General features: G+C 69.7%; 16 protein-coding genes. 1 reads left to right on the forward strand and 15 read right to left on the reverse strand.

Annotated features, from left to right (window positions below):
- Window positions 1–22 precede the first annotated feature (22 nt).
- The 15 genes from ispG to OG214_RS04910 all read right to left on the reverse strand — a co-directional run bounded on the left by ispG (window position 23) and on the right by OG214_RS04910 (window position 17,089).
- The gene (ispG, locus tag OG214_RS04840) at window positions 23–1,189 is read right to left on the reverse strand and encodes a flavodoxin-dependent (E)-4-hydroxy-3-methylbut-2-enyl-diphosphate synthase (RefSeq protein WP_383038620.1); all 1,167 of its coding nucleotides are present in this window, start codon (window positions 1,187–1,189) and stop codon (window positions 23–25) included.
- A gap of 7 nt (window positions 1,190–1,196) precedes the next feature.
- Window positions 1,197–2,216 carry an adenosyl-hopene transferase HpnH gene (hpnH, locus tag OG214_RS04845; RefSeq protein WP_363086315.1) on the reverse strand — a complete coding sequence of 340 codons (1,020 nt, stop codon included), beginning with the start codon at window positions 2,214–2,216 and terminating at the stop codon, window positions 1,197–1,199.
- A 5-nt stretch (window positions 2,217–2,221) separates the two neighbouring features.
- Window positions 2,222–2,872, reverse strand: a complete 651-nt coding sequence (locus OG214_RS04850) for a 1-hydroxy-2-methyl-2-butenyl 4-diphosphate reductase (protein WP_405983898.1) — start codon at window positions 2,870–2,872, stop codon at window positions 2,222–2,224.
- Window positions 2,872–4,875 (reverse strand): squalene--hopene cyclase, encoded by a 2,004-nt coding sequence (shc, locus tag OG214_RS04855; RefSeq protein ID WP_405983899.1) that lies wholly within the window; start codon window positions 4,873–4,875, stop codon window positions 2,872–2,874. Before shc ends, OG214_RS04850 begins: the two co-directional genes overlap by 1 nt.
- A 103-nt stretch (window positions 4,876–4,978) precedes the next feature.
- Window positions 4,979–6,037 (reverse strand): polyprenyl synthetase family protein, encoded by a 1,059-nt coding sequence (locus tag OG214_RS04860; RefSeq protein WP_382860241.1) that lies wholly within the window; start codon window positions 6,035–6,037, stop codon window positions 4,979–4,981.
- A 53-nt stretch (window positions 6,038–6,090) separates the two neighbouring features.
- Window positions 6,091–7,479: a hydroxysqualene dehydroxylase HpnE gene (gene hpnE, locus OG214_RS04865; protein ID WP_382859896.1), complete on the reverse strand. Its 1,389-nt coding sequence runs from the start codon at window positions 7,477–7,479 to the stop codon at window positions 6,091–6,093.
- A 109-nt stretch (window positions 7,480–7,588) separates the two neighbouring features.
- Window positions 7,589–8,539: a presqualene diphosphate synthase HpnD gene (gene hpnD, locus OG214_RS04870; RefSeq protein WP_363082395.1), complete on the reverse strand. Its 951-nt coding sequence runs from the start codon at window positions 8,537–8,539 to the stop codon at window positions 7,589–7,591.
- Window positions 8,536–9,456, reverse strand: a complete 921-nt coding sequence (hpnC, locus tag OG214_RS04875; RefSeq protein WP_405983900.1) for a squalene synthase HpnC — start codon at window positions 9,454–9,456, stop codon at window positions 8,536–8,538. Before hpnC ends, hpnD begins: the two co-directional genes overlap by 4 nt.
- Window positions 9,457–9,868: 412 nt before the next feature.
- Window positions 9,869–10,654, reverse strand: a complete 786-nt coding sequence (locus tag OG214_RS04880; RefSeq protein ID WP_363082393.1) for an ABC transporter ATP-binding protein — start codon at window positions 10,652–10,654, stop codon at window positions 9,869–9,871.
- Window positions 10,647–11,576, reverse strand: a complete 930-nt coding sequence (locus OG214_RS04885; protein ID WP_363082392.1) for an ABC transporter permease — start codon at window positions 11,574–11,576, stop codon at window positions 10,647–10,649. The genes OG214_RS04880 and OG214_RS04885 overlap by 8 nt, the downstream gene beginning before the upstream one ends.
- A gap of 106 nt (window positions 11,577–11,682) precedes the next feature.
- Window positions 11,683–12,555 (reverse strand): glycosyltransferase family 2 protein, encoded by an 873-nt coding sequence (locus OG214_RS04890; RefSeq protein WP_405983901.1) that lies wholly within the window; start codon window positions 12,553–12,555, stop codon window positions 11,683–11,685.
- A 5-nt stretch (window positions 12,556–12,560) separates the two neighbouring features.
- Window positions 12,561–13,346 (reverse strand): CDP-alcohol phosphatidyltransferase family protein, encoded by a 786-nt coding sequence (locus OG214_RS04895; RefSeq protein WP_405983902.1) that lies wholly within the window; start codon window positions 13,344–13,346, stop codon window positions 12,561–12,563.
- A complete protein-coding gene (locus OG214_RS04900; RefSeq protein ID WP_363082389.1) occupies window positions 13,324–14,385 on the reverse strand; it encodes an iron-containing alcohol dehydrogenase family protein in 1,062 nt (353 codons plus the stop codon). Before OG214_RS04900 ends, OG214_RS04895 begins: the two co-directional genes overlap by 23 nt.
- A complete protein-coding gene (locus OG214_RS04905; protein ID WP_363082388.1) occupies window positions 14,373–15,122 on the reverse strand; it encodes a phosphocholine cytidylyltransferase family protein in 750 nt (249 codons plus the stop codon). Before OG214_RS04905 ends, OG214_RS04900 begins: the two co-directional genes overlap by 13 nt.
- Complete coding sequence (locus tag OG214_RS04910) at window positions 15,119–17,089, reverse strand: DUF5941 domain-containing protein (protein WP_405987430.1); 1,971 nt, start codon at window positions 17,087–17,089, stop codon at window positions 15,119–15,121. Before OG214_RS04910 ends, OG214_RS04905 begins: the two co-directional genes overlap by 4 nt.
- Window positions 17,090–17,343: 254 nt before the next feature.
- Here OG214_RS04910 and galE point away from each other — a divergent pair, with 254 nt between their 5' ends.
- The gene (galE, locus tag OG214_RS04915) at window positions 17,344–18,327 is read left to right on the forward strand and encodes a UDP-glucose 4-epimerase GalE (RefSeq protein WP_405983903.1); all 984 of its coding nucleotides are present in this window, start codon (window positions 17,344–17,346) and stop codon (window positions 18,325–18,327) included.
- Window positions 18,328–18,341: the final 14 nt, after the last annotated feature.

An 18,341-nucleotide genomic window follows, 5' to 3' on the forward strand; every position in this document is an offset into this window, starting at 1 on the left:
TTCGGGCCCCTCTCGGATTCGTTCAGCTCACGGTGACGGCGGGAGCCCCCGAGGGCACCCCTGCATCCTCCATCTGCTCGGCGATCTTCATCGCCTCTTCGATCAGGGTCTCCACGATCTTCGACTCCGGCACGGTCTTGACGACCTCGCCCTTCACAAAGATCTGCCCCTTGCCATTGCCCGACGCCACACCCAGATCCGCCTCACGCGCCTCACCCGGACCGTTCACCACACAGCCCATCACCGCGACCCGCAACGGAACCTCCATACCCTCCAGCCCCGCCGTCACCTCATCCGCGAGCTTGTACACATCCACCTGCGCACGCCCGCACGACGGACACGACACGATCTCCAGCCGCCGCTGCTTCAGATTCAGCGCCTCCAGAATCTGCAGACCGACCTTGACCTCCTCCGCCGGCGGAGCCGACAGAGACACCCGGATCGTGTCCCCGATCCCCTCACTCAGCAACGCCCCGAACGCCACAGCCGACTTGATCGTCCCCTGGAACGCCGGACCCGCCTCCGTCACCCCGAGGTGCAGCGGATAGTCACACTGAGCGGCCAGCTGCCGGTAGGCGTTCACCATCACGACCGGGTCGTTGTGCTTCACCGAGATCTTGATGTCCCGGAAACCGTGCTCCTCGAACAACGACGCCTCCCACAGCGCCGACTCCACCAGAGCCTCCGGCGTCGCCTTCCCGTACTTCCGCAGCAGCCGCGCGTCCAGCGACCCCGCGTTCACCCCGATACGGATCGGCGTCCCCGCATCCCCCGCCGCCCTCGCGATCTCCCGCACCTTGTCGTCGAACTGCTTGATGTTCCCCGGATTCACCCGCACCGCCGCACACCCCGCGTCAATCGCCGCGAACACATACTTCGGCTGGAAATGAATATCCGCGATCACCGGGATCTGCGACTTCCGCGCGATCACCGCCAACGCGTCCGCGTCATCCTGCGTCGGACACGCCACCCGCACGATCTGACACCCCGACGCCGTCAACTCAGCGATCTGCTGCAACGTCGCACCCACATCAGACGTACGCGTCGTCGTCATCGACTGCACCGACACCGGCGCATCCCCACCGACCGCCACCGACCCGACCTGGATCCGGCGCGAAACGCGACGCACCGCGACAGGCCGGGCCGGCAACCCGGGGAGCCCCAGCGAGACCGGCTCTCCAGTAGTCATGACATCGTCACCGCGTCCCGGCGACCGTCTCGCGGACCGCGCGCAGGGACTCCTTGAGGGAGCCCATGGTGGCGAGTACGGCGGTCGGCTCGTAGCCGCAGTGCGCCATGCAGTTGGCGCAGCGCGCGTCCTTGCCTCGGCCGTATTTGTCCCAGTCGGTCTCCTCGATGAGCTGACGGTAGGTCGGGACATATCCGTCGCTCATCAGATAGCAGGGGCGCTGCCAGCCGAAGAGGGAGTAGTTGGGAATGGCCCAGGCGGTGCACGGGAAGTCGGCCTTGCCTTCGAGGAAGTCCAGGAAGAGCGGCGAGTGGTTGAGACGCCAGCGCGCCCGGTTCCCGCCGGAGAACGACTTCTTGAACAATTCGCGGGTCTGCTCGACGCCGAGGAAGTGCTCCTGGTCGGGAGCCTTCTCATAGGCGTAGGCAGGCGAGATCATCATCTCGTCCACCTTCAGCTCGTCATTGAGGTAGTTCAGCACCTCGATGACAGTCTGCGCGGTGTCGGTGTTGAAGAAGGTGGAGTTGGTGGTCACCCGGAAGCCGCGCCGCTTGGCCTCCTTGATGGCCTCCACCGCCTCGTCGAACACCCCTTCCTTCGCGACGGACTCGTCGTGCCGCTCCCGCAGCCCGTCGATATGCACGGCGAAGGCGAAGTACGGCGAGGGGGTGAATTTCTCGATCTTCTTGCGCAGCAGCATCGCGTTGGTGCAGAGGAAGACATACTTCTTCTTGGCCACGAGCTGCCGCACGATCTCGTCGATCTGCGGATGCATCAGCGGCTCGCCACCGGCGATGGAGACCATGGGCGCCCCGGACTCCAGCACCGCGCCGACGGCCTGGGCAACGGGCATACGCTGCTTCAGGACGCCTGCCGGATGCTGGATCTTGCCGCAGCCCTCACATTTCAGATTGCAGGCGAAGAGGGGTTCCAGCTCAACGATGAGTGGAAACTTCTCACGCCTGCGGAGCTTCTGTTCGAAGAGGTACGTCCCGACCCTGATGGTCTGACGGAGCGGCATGGCCATCTAGCTCACCTCCTGGGGAGCAGCAAAGAACGGTGCCATTCATGGAAAGCAGGTAGGACGGCACGGAGGACACGGAAAGCCGATATTCCTCCGCGCACTGTGCCGATACGGACGAGCTCATGCTCCGGAGCGTCCACGACCACCCGCACGGCCGCGACCGGACGGGTGCCGGCACTCAGAGCACTACGGAGTGTCGCGGCGGACTCCATGTCCACCGCGATCGCTCCCGTACCGCTCAAGGCGGCCCGTTCCTGTCCGCGGACCACATGGTCGGAGCCGGTCAGCGGACCGGTGTGGACCGTACGGCCGGGCAGGATCCGGGTCAGCGCGTCGACGAGCAGCCCGGTGCCCGTGCAGGGCGTGGAGCCCTCCGGGTCCCGGGTCTCGTCGGCGACAATGAGATCCCCGGGGTGCATCCCGGGGGTGAGTCCGGCGCAGAACCCGGACGCCATGACGGCCGCGTCCCGGTTCCCGGTCTCTCCGAGCGCGTGCGCCACGGCGCGCTCGGCGTTCTTGGGCCCCATGCCCGTACGCAGGACGGTCACCGGTCCCGCCGTGTCACCGCGGCCACCGCCGCGCAGCGCGAAGCGCTCGATACCGAGCGCGCAGGCGATCAGCAGCGGTGGCGGGCCGGCGGGCCCGGAAGACCGTTCCATCAGCCCCCCTTGCGGTTTCCCGCACGGGCGGCGAGCGGCTCCCCGTGGAGATACCGGCCGAGCGCCGTCAGCGGGAAGACCTGCCGGTAGAGGTGGTAGTTGATGGAGAAGTCCCAGGGGAAGCCGGTGCCGGTGAAGTACGGCTCGTCCCAGGAGCCGTCCTCGCGCTGGGTCTCGGCCAGATAGGCGATGCCCCGTTCGACGGCCTTGCTCTCCCGCTCCCCGGCCGCGAGCAGCGCGAGCAGCGCCCAGGCGGTCTGCGAGGCGGTGGTGGCTCCCCGGCCGGCCCACTCCGTGTCGTGGTACGAGCGCAGATCCTCGCCCCAGCCGCCGTCCGCGTTCTGTACGGATTCGAGCCAGCGCACGGCCCTGCGGATCGCGGGATGGGAGGGGGGCAGTCCGGCCGCGGTCAGAGCGGGCACCACCGACCCGGTACCATAGACATAGTTGACCCCCCACCGTCCGAACCAGGCACCGCTGGTCTCCTGTTCGGCGAGGAGCCATTCGATTCCGCGCCGGGTGCCCGGATGGTGGCTCTTGCCCTCGTAGGCGAGCATCTCCACGACATGCGCGGTGACATCCGCCGACGGCGGGTCGATGACCTCGCCGAAGTCGCAGAAGGGCAGCCGGTTGGGGAATGGACTGGTGTTGTCGGCGTCGAAGGCGCCCCAGGCCCCGTTTCTCGACTGCATACCGAGATTCCACCGGGCGCCGCGCTCGATGGCCGCGTCGATCCGTTCGGGTTCGGGATGCTCGACCCGGCGCAGCGCGAGGATGACCTCGGCGGTGTCGTCGATGTCCGGGTAGTTGTCGTTGTGGAACTCGAACGCCCAGCCGCCCGGGGCGAGTCCGGGTCTGCGCGCGGTCCAGTCGCCGGGGCGCAGGATCTGCTCACCGACCATCCAGTCCGCGGCCTTGACCAGGGCCGGATGGTCCGGGCTCACGCCCGCGTCGGCGAGGGCGATGATGGTCAGACAGGTGTCCCAGACCGGCGACTGGCAGGCCTCGATCATCCGGGCGCCGTCCTCGCGCCAGACGGCGAACCGGTCGAGCGATTCCAGTCCGGCGCGCATGACGGGATGGTCGAGGTCGTATCCGAGCAGATGCAGGGCGATGATGGAGTAGACGGCGGGCGGCTGGATCCCGCCCCAGCAGCCGTCGTTCTCCTGGCGCTCGATGATCCAGCGGGCCGCCGAGTTCATCGCGCTACGGCGCAGCCGGCGCGGCGCGATCCGGTGGTAGACGTGCAGGGCCTTGTCGAGGCGCTGGAAGACACCGTCCCAACTCGCGGCCGGGGCGGTCGCCTTGGGAGGGTTGGGCCGGGCCGGGTCGGAGTGCAGTTCGTCGAGGGCGAAGGGTGCGGGCCGTACGGGCCGCTCCGCCGAGACGACGGTCAGCGGCACGATGGTCTGCCGGGCCCAGCAGCCGAAGTCATAGATGTTGAGCGGGAACCACTTGGGCAGAAAGATCATTTCAGGCGGCAGCTCGGGCAGATCGTCCCATTTCCACCAGCCGAACAGGGCCAGCCAGATACGGGTGAAGACCCTGCTCCTGGCGATTCCGCCCTGCTCGCGCACCCATTGGGAGGCGCGCGCCATATGCGGGTCTTCCGGACGGTCCCCGGCCAGCCGCAGCGCGACATAGGCCTCGATGGTGGCGGAGAGTTCGCCGGGGCCGCCGTGGAAGGTGGCCCATGTGCCGTCCGCCCGCTGCTCACCGCGGATGAAGAGCCCCGCGGCCTCGGTGGTACGGGCGTCCTGGACGCCGAGGAACTGCCGCAGCAGCAGATCCTCCGCGTCCATGGTCACATTGGTCTCCAGGTCGCCCTTCCACCAGCCTTGGGCTTCCTGCTTGCCGAGCAGATACTCGACGGATCGTGCGGTGGCCCGCTCGGCGGCGACCTGGAGGTCGCCGGCCACGGCGGGGGTGGTCTTGGTCGGTCCGCTGGCCGAGGCTGCGCGGGGTCCCATGGCCCCGGTGCTTCCGTCGGTCGTCGCTGTCATGGCTTCCCCTTCGTGCAGTGGTGAGCTTCTGCTGTGCTGGGGTCTCCGTCGTCCGGCGCCCTACGGGCTGTGGACGGCGACTGCGGTCATATGGGAATAGTGATCATCTCTTTCGTACGACGACGAAGTCCGCGAGCGCCGTGAGCTGCGCCCTGACACGTGCTGGCATATCGACGCCGTCGAGGGCTTCGACGGCGACGGCGTGCTGCCTGCGGGCCTCCTGCGAGGTCCACTCCCGGCCGCCCGCCTCTTCGATCAACGCCGCCCTGGTCGCGAACTCTTCCTCCGAGAAGGTCTCGAAATCATTGCTTTTCGCGTCGGCGGCGAGCAGTTGGCCGAGCCGCGCCGAGGCGGGACCGCCCGCGGCGAGCGCGGCGACGACCGGCAGGGACTTCTTGCGCTGGCGCAGATCGCTCCAAGTCTGCTTGCCGGTGGCCTCGGGGTCGCCCCAGATACCGAGCAGATCGTCCACGGCCTGGAAGGCCAGACCGAGATGGTGGCCGTACGCCTCCAGCGAGTCGGCCGTACGGTCGTCGGCGCCGCCGAGGACCGCACCGATGGAGACGGCGCAGGCGAGCAGGGCGCCGGTCTTGTTGCCCTCCATCTCCAGGCACTCCTCGACGGTGACCCGCTCGCGGTGCTCGTAGGAGATGTCCTGGGCCTGACCGTCGATCAGCTTGCGGGTGGCGGTGGTCAGCCGACGGGTCGCCCGGCCCGCCTCCGGGGTGCCGATCTCCAGCAGCACCTCGTTGGCGAGCGCGAAGAGGGCGTCGCCGACGAGAATCGCCTGCGCGGGACCGTGCACCTTCCAGACGGTGTCACGGTGGCGGCGCTGCTCGTCACCGTCCATCAGGTCGTCGTGCAGCAGGGAGAAGTTGTGGACCAGCTCGACGGCGACCGCGCCGGGGATCCCCTTCTCGGGCGCGGCGCCCGCCGCCTCGGCGGAGAGCAGTGCGAGCGCCGGGCGTACCGCCTTGCCGCCGTCGCCGTCGACGGGCCGGCCCTCGGCGTCGATCCAGCCGAAGTGATAGGCGGCGACGGTGTCCATCGGCGTGGCGAGCCGGCCGACAGCGGAGCGCAGCACCGGGGCGGACAGGCTCCGTCCCCGCTCCAGCAGCGCGTAGACGTCCGCGGTGTCGACAGCCGGATTCACCGGGGGCACGGTCGGCACGGTCTCTCCTCTTGTTCCAGTACTCGTAGGTGCGGTAATCGGGCTCATGCCGCCTCCTGCAAGGGGTGTTCATAGTGGCGGCCGAGCTGGGCGAGGGCGGCCCCCGCGGCGCTGAAGCCGCTCCGTACAGCACCCTCCATCGTCGCGGGCCAGCCGGTGGCCGTCCACGCGCCGGCCAGGAAAAGGCCGGGCGCTCCCGTACGGGCCCCGGGACGGAGCCTGCCCACACCGGGTGTGGGAGCGAAGGTCGCCGTCCGTTCCCTGGTGACGAAGAAGTCCCGTACCTCCGCACCGCGCGCGGCGGGCAGCAGCCGTTCCAGTTCGGGGAGATAGCGTGCGCGCAGCTCCGCCACCGGCGTGTCGATCTCGTCCTGGGCGGCCGACTGCGAGAGCGCCAGATACTGGCCCTCGGTGAGCCCGGAGGCGTCGGTGCGGTCGAAGACCCACTGGACGGGGCTGCCCAGCGCGGCGAAGAAGGGGCGGCGCAGCACCTTGCGGTCATATACGACATGGACGTTGAGGATCGGCGCGGTGCCGATGTCGAGGAGCCGGTCGGCGTCCTCCAGCGCGCCCTGCGGCAGCAGACCGTGGGCCTCGCGCTGCGGTACCGCGAGGACGACCGTGTCCGCGTCGAGCCGCTCGCCGTCCGCGTCGACATGCCAGCCGCCGTCCGCCGCGCGGGTGACCGCGCCGACGCGGGTGCGCAGTTCGGTCCGTACGCCCGCGGAGTCGAGGGCCTTGCGTGCCAGCGTGTCGTGGATGTCGCCCAGCGGGACACTCGCCCAGCCGATGTCGGCGGCGCCCGGTTCGGAGAGCAGCCCGGTCTTGAAGACCATCGCGGCCAGCCCCATGGAGGCGTGCGGCGCGGTGGCGTTGAGGGTCGCCACGCCGACGAGGTCCCAGAGGGCCTCGATGGTCCGGGGCGACTGTCCGTGCCGGCCCAGCCAGGTGGCGAAGTCGATGCCGTCCAGGGCGGGATCGGCGGGGTCGAGCCGCTTCAGGGCGAGCGCGGCACGCCCGACGGAGGCGCGCTCGGCGAGCGAGAGATGCGGATACGTCGCGAGTCCCGCGGCCAGATGCAGCGGTACGGGCAGCGCGTTGCGGCGCAGCCGTCCCAGCCGCGGCCCGCGCGGGCCGCCGACATCGAGGACGGGCACGTCCAGCCGGTGCTGGAGGGGTGCGAGCGCGGCGCCGTCCACCCGGTCGAGGAACCACTGGTACGCCGTGCAGCAGCGCAGATACACATGCTGGCCGTTGTCGACGGTGAGATCGCCGCGCCGGAAGGAGAAGGCGAGACCGCCGAGCCGTGGCCGCCCTTCGACGAGGGTGACCCGTACTCCGGCGTCGGCGAGCTGGAGCGCGGCGGTGGTGCCGGCGAGTCCCGCGCCCACCACCACGGCGTGGCGGGGCCGCATGTCATCCGCTGTGGTCATGCGTGTCCCCCTCCGGCTGTCGCAGTCAGGGACGCGTCATCCCGACCCGGGGTTGCGAAAGTCCGGCGCGGATGTGCGGTGAAGAGGCCGAGCCGTGCGATGTGCCGCATCAGCCGCGCCTCCTGACGGTCTGCCGCGAGATGTGCCGGGCGTCGAGACCCGAGAGTCCGCGTACGGCGACATACGCCTTCTCGTGTCCGGGCAGCGAGACCCGGCCGCGCAGCACGGCCTCCGGGTCGCGTTCGATACGGTCGAGCAGCCGGCGGTAGATACCCGCCATGGCCGCGACACATGCGCCGCTGCGCCGGTCGAGCATCGGCAGCAGCCGGTACCCCTCGGCGAACAGGGCGCGGGCGCGGCGGACCTCGAAGTGCACCAGACCGGTGAAGTCGGAGCCCGCGGGCGGGGTCGCGCTGTGGAAACCGGCGGAGCAGCCGAACTTGGCGAGATCGTCGGAGGGCAGATACGTACGGCCGTTGGCCGCGTCCTCGCGTACGTCGCGGAGGATGTTCGTGAGCTGGAGGGCGAGTCCCAGCGTGTCGGCGTACTCGGCGGCGCGCTCCGCTCCCGGCGCGTCGGGGCCGGGGCCGAACACGCCGAGCGACACCCGGCCGATGGCACCCGCGACACACCGGCAGTAGACCTTGAGGTCGTCCCAGGTCTCGTAGGTGTCGCCCCGAACGTCCATCAGAACGCCGTCGATCAGTTCGTCCAGCCCGCCGAGCGGAACCGGGAAGCGGCGGCTCGCGTCGGCGACGGCGACCGCGACGGGGTCCGTGTCGTCCTCGGCCACCTCGCCCGCCCTGACTCTGCCGAGCAGCGCGCGGGTCTCTTCGAGCCGTCTCTGCTTGGCCTCGGGCGCGAGTGTGCCGTCGCCGATGTCGTCCACCCGCCGGGCGAACGCGTACATCGCGGACATGGCCTGCCGCTTCTCGGTCGGCAGCAGTCTGATGCCGTAGGCGAAGTTGCGTGCCTGCTGTCCGGTGACGGCCTCGCAGTAGCTGTAGGCCGCCAGTACCGGCGCGGACATGGGTGTCTGTCCCTCCACGTTCCGGCTCACCCCTCTCTGTGCGCTCTTCGCAAGACAGCTCCCACTTCGCGCAGCAGACGCGGCTTGGTGGGTTTGGGCGGTCCGGGGAGCACATCGTGCCCGGCGGCCGCGATCGAAGCGAGGGCGGCGCGCCCTCCGGCCACAAATCCGGCCAGCAGCAGCCGGAGCCTGCCATGGACGCTACCCACCAGCGGTGTGCCTTCATCCAGAAGCCGCCGCGCGCGTTCCGCCTCGTACGCGACCAGGGCGCGCACCGACGCGTTCGCGGTGGGGGCGGCCAGATCGTCCTCGGAGACATGGAAGCGCTTCATGTCCTCGGCGGGCAGATAGATCCGGTCGCGGCCGAGGTCCTCGGCCACGTCCTGGAGGTGTTCGACGATCTGGAGCGCCGTGCAGACGGCGTCGGAGCGGCGGACACGCTCGGGGGTGGCGGTCCCGGTGATCAGGAGGACGAGACGGCCCACGGGGTTGGCGGACAGCTCGCAGTAGGCGAGGAGGTCGTCATAGGTCCCGTACCGTCGCATCAGCTGGTCCTGGCGGTTCGCCGCGACGAGCCCGAGGAACGGTTCGGGGGTGAGCGCGCGGCTCCGTACGGTCGGGATCAGTCCGCGCAGCAGGGGATGGGCAGGACGCGGGCCCGCGGGGTCGAAGACCCGTCGCAGATCGGTCTCGAACGCGTCGAGCACGGCCGGCCGGTCGTCGGCCCGCCCGGGGTCGACCCCGAGATGGCGCAGATCGGCGCCGCCGGGGGCGAGATCCCCGTCGCCGATGTCGTCGACGAGCCTGGCGAATCCGTAGACCGCCATCAGATCGTCGCGCCAGGCGCGGGGCAGGAAGAAAGGTGCCACCGGAAAGTTCTCGTCGGCGGCTTTGTCGAGTGTGGAGCGTGCGGTGGCGTCGGAGCGCGCCTGGGGAGTGTCCATCACTGCCGGCTGCCCGGCACGGGGACGGCGGAACCCTCACAGAGCTGGAGATTTCCCGTCATTGCCGTCACATCTCCCGTTCTACACTGCTGACCCAATACATCCCATTTCGGACACGCCGCCCGTCCTTCCGAGTAAGAAGGCCGCCGCCTCGCCGGCGGGGTGCTCAGCAGGTATCGCCCCACTTGCCGCGAATCAGCACCAGCACAGCTTACGTTGTACAACTAAGAGGACCACTCCGGGGTGTTGCGCGCATTACAAGAACGCTGCGATACGGGCCAACCTTCCCCGCCCGCAGGGGACTTGACCGTCCTTTGACGATCACTGCCTGACCGCCTCCGTCGGAAACCGGCCCGCTCTCACGACGAGACCCCCGCCGGAGTGATCCGGCGGAGGCCTCGGTCGCACTGCCGGACTACTTGCCCGTCTCCTTCTCGTACGCCTTGATGACCTCGTCGGTCGGGCCGTCCATCAGCAGCTCGCCCTTCTCCAGCCAGAGCACACGGTCACAGGTGTCCTTGATCGACTTGTTGCTGTGGCTGACCAGGAAGACCGTGCCGGCCTCCTTGCGCAGTTCACGGATGCGCTGTTCGGAGCGGATCTGGAACTTGCGGTCGCCGGTGGCCAGCGCCTCGTCGATCATCAGGACGTCATGGTCCTTGGCGGCCGCGATGGAGAAGCGGAGCCTGGCGGCCATACCCGAGGAGTACGTCCGCATCGGGAGGGTGATGAAGTCGCCCTTCTCATTGATGCCGGAGAAGTCCACGATGCCCTCGAACCGGTCCCGGATCTGCTCGCGCGTCATACCCATGGCGAGCCCGCCGAGGATGACATTGCGCTCGCCTGTCAGATCGTTCATCAGCGCCGCGTTCACCCCCAGCAGCGAGGGCTGGCCATCGGTGTAGACCTTGCCGCTCTCCGTGGGCAGCAGTCCCGCGATGGCGCGCAGCAGTGTCGACTTGCCGGATCCGTTGGTGCCGATCAGACCGATCGCCTCGCCGCGGTAGGCGGTGAAGGAGACTCCCCGTACGGCATGGACCTTGCGGACTCCCCGCGACTCCCCCTTGCCGCGGCGGAGTATGCGGCTGAGCGCGGCGGTGGCACTGCCCTTCCCGCCGCCTCCGCCGTTGACGCGGTACACGATGTGCACCTCGTCGGCGATGACCGTGGGGATACGTCCCTGCTTGTTCTCGTCAGCCACGCCCGTACCGTTCCTCAGCCTTCCAGAAGTACACGAAGCCGGCGACTCCCAGCAGCACGGCCCACACCAGCGCGGCGAACCAGACGTGCGCGGGGAGATTCGACGAGCCGTACCCGTCGATCAGCGCGTGCCTGACGAGGTCCATATAGATGGCGGCGGGGTTGTACTGGAGGATGTCCGCGATCCAGGCCGGCTTGTCCTTGAGCATCACCGGGATGGAGAACATCACGCCGGAGGCGTACATCCAGGTACGCATCACGAACGGCATGAGCTGCGCGAGGTCCGGGGTCTTGCTGCCCAGCCTCGCCATGATCAGCGCGAGACCGGTGTTGAAGAAGAACTGGAGCACCAGCGCGGGGATCACCAGGATCCAGCCCGGCTTCGGATAGCTGCCGAAGGCGACCGCCACCGCCACCAGGACGATCATCGAGTACAGAAGCTGCTGGAGCTGCTGGAGCGAGAAGGAGACCGGCAGCGCGGCCCGGGGGAAGTGCAGGGCCCGTACGAGCCCCAGATTGCCGGAGATCGCGCGGACGCCCGCCATCACCGAACTCTGGGTGAAGGTGAAGACGAACACCCCGGTGACCAGGAAGGGGATGAAGACCTCCTGCGGCATGCCCTTCCTGGTGCCCAGGATCAGCCCGAAGATCAAATAGTAGACCAGGGCGTTCAGCAGGGGCGTCGCCACCTGCCAGAGCTGGCCGAGCTTGGCCTGGCTGTACTGGGCCGTGAGCTTCGCCTGGGAGAAGGCCAGGATGAAGTGGCGCCGGCCCCAGAGCTGCCGGACATAGTCACGCAGACCGGGCCGGGCACCGCTCACCGCGAGACCGTACTTGGCGGCGAGCTCCGCCGAGGTCAGACCGTCGTCGGACGACGGCGGGGCGCTCACGGCGATCGCGCCCTCTTGGGTTGTGTCACTCACAAGTTGAAACTTTCGTCTTCAAGATGCGCAGCCGGACGGGCACAAGCACGGAAGGCCAGGCCCCGGGAGTTGGGAGTAGCCCCGATGCTCTCAGATCCGAAGCTTGTCAGATGACAGGCGGTCGGCCCAGCCGGGTCAGCCGCCATACCGTACGCCACCTCATGGGGCGGCGCGGTCCGCACGGGGTCACCCAGCCCTCCCCGAACCCGCCGAGCCAGGCCTTCAGCGCGGGCAGCGAGGGACGCCGGAGCAGGGTGAGCAGCAGCCACACCCCGAGATAGAGCGGAACGAACGGCGCGGGCAGATTCCGGCGGGCGAGCCAGACCCTGTTACGGGCCACCATACGGTGGTGGACGGCATGGCGGGAGGGCGGCAGCGCGGGATGGCTGAGCACCATGTCCGCGCGGTAGTCGATCATCCAGCCCGCGTCCAGGGCCCGCCAGGCGAGATCGGTCTCCTCGTGGGCGTAGAAGAAACCGCCGGGCAGCGGTCCCACCTCCGCCAGGACCTTGGTCCGTACGGCGTTGGCCCCGCCGAGGAAGGTCGTCACCCGGGACGACCGCAGCGGGTCCGAGGAGCGCAGCCGAGGGACATGCCGGCGCTCGGTGAGCCCGGTCTCGGGATCGGCGATCCGGAAGCTGATGATGCCGAGCACGGGGTCGGCCGCGAAGGCCTGACGGATCAGCTCGGCGGTGTCGGTCCTCGGGAGCCGGCCGTCGTCGTCGAGGAAGAGCAGAGCGTCGACCTCGGAACCGGCGGAGCCGAAGGCCTCGATACCGACATTGCGGCCGCCCGGGATACCGAGGTTCTCCGGCAGCTCGACGGTCCGTACCCCGTCGGGAACATCACCCACCGGGGCGCCGTTCCCGACCACGACGATCTCGATCGGATCGCCTTCCTGCCGCGCGACCGACGCCAGGAGGGCACGCAGCTCGGCGGGGCGGTCACCCATCGTGATGATCACCGCGCCGAGCCGCATGCCGCTCACCTCAGCCTGCTCGACGCCAGGATGGAGACGAGGTGCAGCAGTGTCTGGACGACGGCGATACCGGCGAGGATCGCGATACCGAGCCGGGTGAAGAACAGATCTCCCCGCACCATGTCGAGGACGGCCGCGGCCAGGATGAAGAGACTGGCCTCGATGCCGCCGACGAGCCGGTGGAACTTGAGCATGGCCGCGGCCCTGCGGGCCAGTGCCAGACCGGAGGAGCGGGGTACGGAGGCCTCGTCCTTGACGGCCGGCAGACCGCTGCGCTGCCTGGCCACATCGACCAGATCGGTCTCGGCCTTGATCAGGATCGCGCCGAGCGCCGCGAGCGTGCCCAGGAAGGCCCAGAGCCAGTTCGTGGCCGCGCCGTTCTGGTGGAAGACGTCCGCGCCGCGCACACCGAAGCCGATCAGCAGAGCGGCCTCGCAGAGATAGTGGCCTATCCGGTCCAGATAGACCCCGGTGATGGAGGTCTGCTTGCGCCAGCGGGCCACCTCGCCGTCGACACAGTCGAGGAGCAGATAGATCTGGAACAGGACCGCCGCGAGAATCGCGCCGGTCAGTCCCGGTACGAGCAGCACGGCACCGCCGATGACCCCCACGACCACCATGAGATAGGTGAGCTGGTTGGGCGTGATCCGGGTGTTCACCAGGTACGGGTCGATGTGCAGCGAGATCTCCCGCATGTACAGTCGCCCGGCCCAGTGCTCTCCGCTGCGCCGGTCCTTCACGCCCTCCGGGTGAACGACCGGACGGAGTTCAGCTACTGATGGTCTTGGCATAGTCGGCGTACGCGTCCCTGATCTGGTCGGTGGACAGGTCGAGGTGTTCGAGGATGGTGAAGCGGCCCGGACGGGTCTGCGGCGCGTAGGCGACGGCCCCTACGAACTCCTCCGGGGAGAAGCCGATCTCCTCGGGCAGTACGGGCAGCCCGTGCCGGTGCAGTACCTCGGTGAAGAGCTGTGACTCCTCGTGGGCGCCGCGCAGATGCATGGCGAAGGCGGCGCCGAGGCCGACCTGCTCGCCGTGGAGCGCGCGGCGCGTGGGGTGGAGCAGGTCGAAGGCGTGGCTGATCTCGTGGCAGGCACCCGACGAGGGGCGGGTGTCGCCGCTGATCGACATGGCGATACCGGTGAGCACCAGCGCCTCGGAGAGGACGGTGAGGAACTCGTCGTCCCCCGCGCCGCCGGGATGGCGGAGCACGGCCTCGCCGGCGGTACGGGCCATGGCGGCGGCCAGTCCGTCGACCGGCTCGCCGTTGATCCCGTGCGACAGCTCCCAGTCCGCGATGGCGGAGATGTTGGAGACCGCGTCACCGATACCGGAGCGGATGAACCGGACCGGGGCGTCGCGGATGACGTCGAGGTCGACGACGATCGCGATGGGGGTCGGGACACCGTAGGAACCGCGGCCGTTGTCGTTGTCGAGCGTGGACACCGGGGAGCAGAGCCCGTCGTGGGCGAGATTGGTGGCGACGGCGACCAGGGGCAGACCCACCCGGGCCGCCGCGTACTTCGCCACATCGATGATCTTGCCGCCGCCCAGGCCGACCACCGCGTCGTACCGCTTGCCCTTGATGCCGTCGGCGAGCCTGACCGCGGAGTCGATGGTGCCGTCGGCCACCAGATACCAGTCCGCGGCGGTGAGCACCGGCTCCAGCCGGGTGCGCAGCGCCTGTCCCGAGCCGCCGCTGACCGCGATGGCGACCCGGCCCGAGCTGGAGATCCGCTGGTCGGCGAGGAGACCGGCGAGATCGTCCAGGGCGCCGGGCCTGATGTCGACGACGACCGGGGACGGGATGAGCCGGGTCAGTACTGGCACGCGATCTCACGGCCCTTCGCGAGGTCGTCGTGGTTGTCGATCTCGACCCAGGGGATGTCGCCGATGGGGGCCACGTCGAGGGTGAAGCCGCGGTTCACCAGCTCCTGGTAGCCGTCCTCGTAGTAGAGGTCGGGGTCCCGTTCGAAGGTGGTCCGCAGGGCGTCGGCGAGATCCGCGGCGGCCTCGGGCTCGATCAGGGTGACCCCGATGTACTCGCCGGTGGCGGTGGCCGGGTCCATCAGCTTGGTGATCCGGCGTACGCCCTTGGCGCCGTCCGTGATGACCTTCATCTCCTCGTCGGCGAGGCGCTTGACCGTGTCGAGGGCGAGGATGATCCGCCGCTCCTCACCGCGGGCGGCGAGCAGGGTCTTCTCGACGGAGACCGGGTGGACGGTGTCCCCGTTGGCGAGGATCACACCGCGCGTCAGGACGTCACGGGCGCACCAGAGGGAGTAGGCGTTGTTCCACTCCTCGGCCTTGTCGTTGTCGACGAGGGTGAGCTTCAGACCGTACTTTCTCTCCAGTTCGGCGCGGCGTTCGTAGACGGCCTCCTTGCGGTAGCCGACGACGATCGCGGCCTCGGTCAGCCCGACCTCGGCGAAGTTTCCCAGGGTCAGATCGAGGACCGTGGTGGTCCCCTCCCCCGCCGGGTCCACGGGCACGAGGGCCTTCGGAAGCGTGTCGGTGTAGGGGCGCAGACGCCGTCCGGCACCGGCGGCCAGTACGAGGCCGATCATGCGGGTTCTCCTTCGTCATGTACGGCGGGGGCTCCGGAGGACACCCAGAACCGGATGGACTCCAGGAGCACGACCAGCGCCACGGCGACCGCGAGCACCGTCAGAGCCATCGGGAAGGCGGTGTGCCGGGTCACGAGGACGGCGGCGAGCGCGGTCACCAGCAGCGTGCGGCCCTCGTGCCCGCCGGCCGACCGGACGAGCCACTTGGGCGGCGCGCCGCTGCCGCCGCGGATGCGGTACACCGTGTCGTAGTGATGGTAGGCGACGGCCGCCACCAGTCCGAAAGCCGCGGGCAACGCTCCGTTCACCTCGGAGCGGGCGGCGAGCACCAGGACCGTGCCGTACTCCGCCGCGCGGAACACCGGCGGTACGAGCCAGTCCAGCGCGCCGCCCAGGGGACGGGCGACGGCGAGGCCCGAGGTCAGTACGTACAGCACCGCCGCGAGCACGGGCCAGGGGCCGTCGAGGGGTGCGAAGGAGGCGGTGGCGACGACCGCCGCCCCGCCCAGAAGTGCGATCAGGAACGGCACGGCGCCGGGGAGCCGGCGGGCCGGGCGCCGCAGCAGCGCGGCGGTCCCCTCGGCGAGCGGACCCGAGTCGGCGAGATCGGCGAGGGCCCGCGCGGCGCGTTCGGTACGGACGGCCTTGCGGGTCACCGAGCGCAGCACACGGCCCGCGGTGGTGTAGCAGGCGGCGAAGGCACAGCCGATGAGCAGCGCGTAGAAGACGGTGCGGGGCGTGGTGAGGGCGGTGAGCACGGCGATCATCGCCCAGCGCTCACCGATCGGCAGCACGATCATCCTGCGTACCCACACGGTCCAGCCGACACTGTCGAGCCTGCTGGAGAGCGCGGCGGTGGGAGTGCCCACCACGCTCTTGCCGCCGGCGCCGGCGGCGGCCGAGTCGGCGTTCGCCTCGTTGAACGAGAAGTCCACGACATGCCGGCAGGTCTGGAGGACCATCGCGCCCAGCGCGAGCGCCCATACGTCGTCGCCGCCCCGGGCGGCGCCGAGCGCGAGACCCGCGTAGTAGGCGTACTCCTTGGCGCGGTCGAATGTCGCGTCCAGCCAGGCGCCCATCGTGGAGTACTGGAGCGAGTAGCGCGCGAGCTGCCCGTCGGTGCAGTCCAGCACGAAGGAGAAGAGCAGCAGCGCGCCGGCCGCCACATAGCCGCCCCGGGTGCCGGTGGCCGCGCAGGCCGCCGCTATCAGGGCGGTGATCAGGGACGCGGTGGTGACCTGGTTGGGGGTCAGACCGCGGCGGGCGCACCAGCGGGCCAGATAGCGGGAGTACGGACTGACGCAGAAGGTGGTGAAGAAGCCGTCGCGCGCCTTCACGGCGGAGCGCAGCCGTACGGCCTCGTCGTCGACGGCTGCGACAGCGGTCCCGGCCCGCTCCCGGGCGTCCGCGTCGGCGGGTACGGCGGCGACGAGCGAACCCAGCTCGGGACGGTGGACGTGGGTGCCCCGGGTTTCGAGCACGGCGGCCACCCGGTCGGCGAAGGGTTCGCTCGCGGCGGTGACGGTGGCCCCGGAGTGGGGTCCGGCCTCAGCAGCTCCGGTCCGAGGGGCTTCGGTGTGAGGAACTCCGGTCCGAGGGGCTTCGGTGTGAGGAACTCCGGTCCGAGGGGCTTCGGCGGCGCCGCCCAGCGGTGACCGGGAGCCTCCGTCGGCCAGGGCCGTGACGGCGCTCAGCAGCGCCGTACGGGCCTCGGGCCTGGCGGTGAGCGCTCCCGGCACGGCGGCGGCGGGGAAGCGGGGGTCGGTGAGGGCCAGGCGCAGTGCGTGGACATGACCGACGAAACGGGAGTCGACGAGGGCGACCCGGTCGGCCGCGGGGGCCGAGGCGAGCAGGGTCAGCGCCTCTTCGGCGCCCGGCGCGGTCCGTACGTCGTAACCCAGCGACCTCAGATGGCCTTCGAGCGGCGATCCGGGGACCGGGGGACCGGTGAGGATGGCGGTCGGCAGACGAACTCACTCCTTGGCGCTGACAGGGCTGGGTGCGCGGCGACGGGACCCGGGATCCGGGTGGCGGCACGTCGGCAGAGGCTATCGGATGAACTGAAGGCCGAGTTCACCGCCCGTTTACGCTCCGGATGCCAAAGTCTGATCGGGAAACGGTCCGCGATGATCATCATCGACCACCGACCGTCTCCCGGACAAACGACGGCCGGCACCCCGAGGGCACCCTCCAGGGCCTGTCCGGCCCTAGGGTTGCGGGCATGACGTGGCTGATCACAGGCGGAGCGGGCTATATCGGGGCACATGTGGCGCGGGCGATGACCGCGGCGGGAGAGCGGGTCGTCGTGCTCGACGATCTCTCGACCGGTGTGCCCGAGCGGCTGCCCGCCGGGATTCCGCTGGTGCGGGGCTCCCTGCTGGACCGGGACGTGGTCGACCGTACGCTCGCCGCGCACCAGGTCACCGGTGTGGTGCATCTCGCGGCGAAGAAGCAGGTCGGGGAGTCCGTGGAGCAGCCGCTGAGGTACTACCGGGAGAATCTGCACGGACTCACGGTGCTGCTCGACGGCGTGGTCGCCGCGGGCGTACGGCGCTTTCTCTTCTCCTCCTCCGCGGCCGTGTACGGAGTGCCCGATGTGGAGTTGATCACGGAGCGGACCCCGACCGTGCCGATCAACCCGTACGGTGAGACGAAGCTCGCGGGCGAGTGGCTGGTCCGGGCGACCGGACAGGCGCACGGAATCGCCACCGGCTGTCTCCGTTACTTCAATGTGGCGGGGGCGGCGGCGCCCGAGCTGGCGGACACCGGGGTGTTCAACATCATCCCGATGTTCTTCGACCGGATCAGCCGGGGCGAGGCGCCCCGGATCTTCGGTGACGACTATCCGACGCCGGACGGCACCTGTATCCGCGACTACATCCATGTGGCCGATCTGGCCGGGGCCCATCTCGCCGCCGCGCGCCTCCTGGCCGGCCAGGAGGGCGCCGGGGATCTCACGGTGAACATCGGCCGCGGTGAGGGCGTCTCGGTCCGCGAACTGGCCGATCTGGTGGCCGAGGTCACCGGCCACCGCGCCGTGCCGGTGGTGGAGGGGCGCCGTCCCGGCGATGCCGCGAGGGCCGTCGCCTCGGTCGGGCTGATCGCCGGGAAGCTGGGCTGGACGGCGAGCCACGGGGTACGCGAGATGGTCGAATCGGCCTGGGAGGGCTGGCGGCTGCATCACCCGGCAACAGCGGTCGGATGATCTTGCCATTGCTC

Origin of the sequence: Streptomyces sp. NBC_00872 (assembly GCF_045161915.1) — a bacterium.
GTDB lineage: Bacteria > Actinomycetota > Actinomycetes > Streptomycetales > Streptomycetaceae > Streptomyces.

Coding starts and splice junctions, on each gene's coding strand:
- ispG (WP_383038620.1), bottom strand. CDS start 1,189: ATGACTACTGGAGAGCCGGTCTCGCTGGGGCTCCCCGGGTTGCCGGCC.
- OG214_RS04905 (WP_363082388.1), bottom strand. CDS start 15,122: ATGATCGGCCTCGTACTGGCCGCCGGTGCCGGACGGCGTCTGCGCCCC.
- hpnE (WP_382859896.1), bottom strand. CDS start 7,479: ATGACCACAGCGGATGACATGCGGCCCCGCCACGCCGTGGTGGTGGGC.
- OG214_RS04850 (WP_405983898.1), bottom strand. CDS start 2,872: ATGGAACGGTCTTCCGGGCCCGCCGGCCCGCCACCGCTGCTGATCGCC.
- shc (WP_405983899.1), bottom strand. CDS start 4,875: ATGACAGCGACGACCGACGGAAGCACCGGGGCCATGGGACCCCGCGCA.
- OG214_RS04890 (WP_405983901.1), bottom strand. CDS start 12,555: ATGCGGCTCGGCGCGGTGATCATCACGATGGGTGACCGCCCCGCCGAG.
- OG214_RS04895 (WP_405983902.1), bottom strand. CDS start 13,346: ATGCCAAGACCATCAGTAGCTGAACTCCGTCCGGTCGTTCACCCGGAG.
- hpnH (WP_363086315.1), bottom strand. CDS start 2,216: ATGGCCATGCCGCTCCGTCAGACCATCAGGGTCGGGACGTACCTCTTC.
- galE (WP_405983903.1), top strand. CDS start 17,344: ATGACGTGGCTGATCACAGGCGGAGCGGGCTATATCGGGGCACATGTG.